Consider the following 4,496-nt stretch of genomic DNA (forward strand, 5'->3'; position numbering starts at 1 on the left):
GGTCCGGCCGGTCCCGTGGTCCGCTCCGGCTGCTCCGGCGGCTCCGGTGCGGAGTCGTCGTCGGCGAAGGGGTCCGCCGGGCCCGGGGGCACCGGGTGCACCGGAGGCACTGACTGCACCGGGGACACCGACTGCACCGGGTGCACCGGGACGGCCGGAGGCCGGTCCGGCCCCATCGTGGTCCCGGGGGACGAGTCGGACGGGTTGTACCAGGCCGTGGAGAAGTGGTGCAGGAGCAGATCCGTGACGGCGGCGGGCTGCTCGACGGGCGCCAGGTGGGAAGCGCCGGGGACCAGCGCGAGCCGTGCATCGGGTATCCCGGCGACCAGCGTCCGCGCCTCGGCCGGCCCGGTCACCTGGTCCTCGGCACCGACGAGGACCAGCGTCGGCACGGCGATCCGGCCCAGTTCCGCACGGATGTCGAAGGCGGCGAGCGCCTCGCAGGCGGCGATGTAACAGCCGGGCTCCGTGGTGCGCACCATCTGCACCGCCCACTCGACGATGGCGGGCTGCGCCGCCGCGAAGCCGGGCGTGAACCAGCGCTCGGGCGCGCTGCGCGCCATGGGTTCGAGGCCGTTGGCGCGTACGATCACGCCGCGCTGGCGGAACTCGTCCGCGGTGCCAAACCGGGGAGAGGCCGCGATGAGTGCGAGTGACGCGACCCGGTCCGGGCGGCGGAGCGCCAGCTCGGCCCCGACCGCCGCGCCCAGGGCGCAGCCCGCGTAGCCGAAGCGCTTGACCCCGATCGTGTCCAGCGTGCCGAGGAGGCGCTGCGCCAGCTCGGGCACGGCCCCGGCGGGCAGGGCGGGCGCGCCGCCGTGGCCCGGCAGGTCGAAGCGCACCACGCGCCACTGCTTGGCCAGCTCCGGGACCTGCCGGTCCCACATGTGCCACGTAGTGCCGAGGGAGGGGCCGAGAACCAGCGCCGGGGCGTTTTCTGGCCCGTCAACGCGATACTGCAAGGTCTGGTTCGACGTCTCACTCACAGGAATCACACCTTCATCTGTCACGATCTGTCACACCCTCCTCTCGCGAGACCGCCCCATGCCTCCGCCGCCGGAAGCGGGTCCGCCGCGTCCGGCTTGACGTACCGCTTCTTGGTCGTCCTCACCTGCGTGTGCCCAGCCCACCTGGCGAGCAGGTGATCCGGCACACCTCCTGTTGGCCGACCGGGTCAAGCACGACGCCCGAGCATCGTACAGACGCACCCTGCGGAGGCCGTGGTCGTCCATAATCTTGTACGCCCGCACTCGGGGATGCCGACCGTCCAGAGCTCGGTGGCCCTCGCCACCGCAGTGCGGCGCCGCCTACTGGAGGGCATTCGGTTCAGGCGGGCTCTTCGGCCAGAACGGCTGGCGCGTGCGCCGCCGCACGCGGCCCGTGGCGTATCTCAGGACTGCGCGGGAGCCGTGCGACAGCCGACCGTGGTGATCCGCCGGGCACCTTCGGCGTAGAGGCCGGGATCTGTCGGCACCGTGGTGTCCGGGCAGGTCACGTACCGGTCGTACATGCAGAACGGGGCCGCGATCAGCACGATGTCATGAATCTCCGCGTCACCGGCGCCTTCCGCCCGAGCCGCGGCCACGGTTTGCGGCGCGGCTCGCAGCGGCGTCGCCGGGCTCCAGGGCGGTGTTCGCCCGCATGACGCGCGAAGCGGGCACCAGCGTCGGCAGATAGGCCTGGGCGGAGACCGAGAAGACCAGGTCGCCGCAGAACCGGTTCCAGCTTCCTGAACCGGCGCGAGCCCAGCCGGTGAACGGGGCGGTCCAGGACGGCTCCGACGCCCTGACCGCACCGGCCACAGCGAGATCACCTCGTTTGTGACCAGCGGTTGCGGGAGGGTCCTCAGAGCGCTTCGGCGTCCGAGCAGGGGGCCCTTCCCGGCGGGTCACCGACCGGCCCCTTGATCGCGAAAGGGCTCCCGTTGCGAAGTCCGAGGCGGATCGCGAACCTGACACGTGGCGTCGTCGCGGCGACGGAGAACTCCTTCTCCGTCTCGGCAAGCCTCGCCGCTGACTGTCCCCGGTACCGGAAATAAGCGGAGATCCGATGTCGCCCGGCGGACACCGTCAGCTCCCTCGTTCCCCAAGGTCCGGTGTACGCGTGCCCGTCCACCTCGACGACCGGCACCGTCAACGGACGATGGAACCAGGCCGCAAGGGGGTGGGGCTTGATGCTCACCTCGACCAACACAGCATCAGCGTCCACACGTTGACCATAGTTTACGTGGGCAACGCCAGGCATCGACGGGTGAGCGCGGACCATGCCGTCCATACCTGGATGCCGGGGACGCCCGCCGGCCGACGACAATTCGACTCGACCTTTCCATTCTGGACAGACACTTGATCTTCTTTTGTCATCCCGCGTCTGCCCGGCCCGGGCCGCCGCTGAGTAGCGTCGAGGCGTTTGCACCATCAACCCGGGAAGACCCCTATGTCCATAAATGATGACACCCCGTCACACGAGTCGGCCGGGCAGAACCGGCGCGGTTTCCTGCGCAACGCGGCGCTGGCCGGCGCGGGAGCGGCAGCCGTGGGAGTCGGTACGTCCGCGTTCGGCGGCGGCCCCGCGTTCGCCGCGGACTCGGCCACGAGCGGCAGGGCCGGTACCTGGAGACCGGACCCGACCGCCCTCCAGTTCACCCTGGCGGTCATGCCGGACACCCAGTTCCTGTACTGGGGCAGCCAGGACAGCGTGAACAGGACGCCGCAGGAGGAGTCGTTCCGCTACATCATCGACAGCACCGGCGACGCCACCGGCAACAACATCGCGTTCATGGCGCACCTCGGTGACCTGACGCAGGACGGCGACCCGACGTCGTTCCAGCAGGTCGACAAGGCGTTCGCCCTGCTGGACTCGCACGGCGCCGCGTACAGCGTGCTGGCCGGCAACCACGACGTGACCGGGGACGACAGCCGCGGCGACACGGCCTACCTCCGGACCATGGGCCCCCGGCGGTTCAAGCGCGCCAGGACGTTCGCCGGGTCGGACCCGACCGGCTACAACACGGCGCACATCTTCCAGGCCGCCGGGCGTTCGTGGCTGGTGCTCGCCCTGGACTGGCGCACCACCGAGCAGGGCTTCGCCTGGGCCAACGACGTGATCAAGGCCCATCCGAAGACGCCGGTGATCCTCACGTCGCACGACATCGTCGGACCCACCTACGATGACAACGTTTTCCCTTACGAATCCGGCGACCCGGAGAACAACGCCGCGCTCTCCGACTACGGCCAGACGGTCTGGGACAAACTGGTCAACGACAACGACCAGATCTTCCTGACCCTGAACGGCCACTACTGGCCGTCGGGGCGCACGACCAAGAAGAACGCCGCCGGCAACGACGTGCACATGCACATCACGAACTACCAGAACCGCTACTTCGGCGGTGGCGGCATGATCCGGCTCTACCACTTCGACCTGGTCCGCAACACGATCGACGTCGAGACGGTCAACCCGTGGATACTGGCCCAGAAGCCGGAGTCCCGCAACGAGCTGGCGGCCGAGCACGCCCGGATCACCGGCCCGGTCGACACCTTCTCGGTCGCGATCGACTTCGAGCAGCGGTTCTCCGGCTTCGTCCCGGTCCCGGTCCGCCCCGCACGGCCCGCCGGCAGGGAGCTGGTCAAGGGCACGCTGGCGTACTGGCGCTTCGACGGGCAGGGCGCGCCCGGTACCTCGCTCGCCGCGGGCGACACCGTCCGCGACCTCTCGGGCAAGGGGAACGATCTGACGGTCGTGACCGTGCCCGGCACCGCCGCCGATGCTCTGACCTGGTCCGACGATCACCACCCCGACCAGCCCGGGCACGCGAGCCTGAAGTTCGCGGGTGGCAGGAACCCGGTCCACGGCTCGTACCTGACGACCGGCGCGAAGGCCCCGCTGAACACCCAGACGTTCACGTCCGGCTACACGATCGAGACGTTCGTGATGATGCCGCTGGACTGGGACGCCACCAACAACGGCAACGCGTCGGTACTCAGCCGCCGCGGTGCGGCCGGGTCCGCGGGCAAGCACGGCAAGAACACCGACCCCGACGAGCCCCTGGTCCAGTTCGCCATCACGAACAACGGCCGCGAGGTGCAGTTCAACCACTACCCGCTGAACGACACCTACCCGACCACCAACTGGAGCCACGGCCTGGCGGAACTCAAGTGGTGGCACGTGGCGGTGGTCAACGACGGACGGCTCACGAAGCTGTACGTCGAGGGCGCCCCGGTGGTCGACAACCCCGACCGGGTCTCGGCCGGCCTCACTTCGCTCGGCCTGCCCTGGCTGGTGGGCGGCCACGAGTACGCGGGCGCCGTCGATGTCGTCTTCCACGGCAGCGTCGGTGACATCCGCATCGTGAACCGCCCCCTGCCGATGAGCGAGTTCCTGACCTCCAGGTAGGACACTCCCCCTTCCCCGGGACAGAACGTCGAGGGGGGGGGGGGGGGGGGGGGGGGCCCCCCCCCCCCGCCCCGCCCCCGCCCCCCCCCCCGGGGCGCGCCCGCGCC

General features: G+C 70.4%; 5 protein-coding genes. 1 reads left to right on the top strand and 4 read right to left on the bottom strand.

Annotated elements, in window-relative coordinates:
* The 4 genes from LCE31_RS35890 to LCE31_RS35905 all read right to left on the bottom strand — a co-directional run.
* A partial coding sequence (locus tag LCE31_RS35890; protein ID WP_225022050.1) for an alpha/beta fold hydrolase occupies positions 1-986 on the bottom strand: 986 nt, incomplete at its 3' end.
* Between the two features lie 404 nt (positions 987-1,390).
* Complete coding sequence (locus LCE31_RS35895; RefSeq protein WP_225022051.1) at positions 1,391-1,534, bottom strand: hypothetical protein; 144 nt, start codon at positions 1,532-1,534, stop codon at positions 1,391-1,393.
* Between the two features lie 19 nt (positions 1,535-1,553).
* Positions 1,554-1,802: a hypothetical protein gene (locus LCE31_RS35900; RefSeq protein WP_225022053.1), complete on the bottom strand. Its 249-nt coding sequence runs from the start codon at positions 1,800-1,802 to the stop codon at positions 1,554-1,556.
* Between the two features lie 43 nt (positions 1,803-1,845).
* Complete coding sequence (locus tag LCE31_RS35905) at positions 1,846-2,208, bottom strand: hypothetical protein (RefSeq protein ID WP_225022055.1); 363 nt, start codon at positions 2,206-2,208, stop codon at positions 1,846-1,848.
* A gap of 225 nt (positions 2,209-2,433) precedes the next feature.
* Between LCE31_RS35905 and LCE31_RS35910 the strand changes: the two genes are divergently transcribed.
* Entirely contained in the window at positions 2,434-4,389 is a 1,956-nt protein-coding gene (locus LCE31_RS35910; RefSeq protein WP_225022057.1) for a LamG-like jellyroll fold domain-containing protein, read from the top strand.
* Positions 4,390-4,496: the final 107 nt, after the last annotated feature.

This window comes from Streptomyces sp. 8L (assembly GCF_020176795.1).
Taxonomy (GTDB): Bacteria; Actinomycetota; Actinomycetes; order Streptomycetales; family Streptomycetaceae; genus Streptomyces.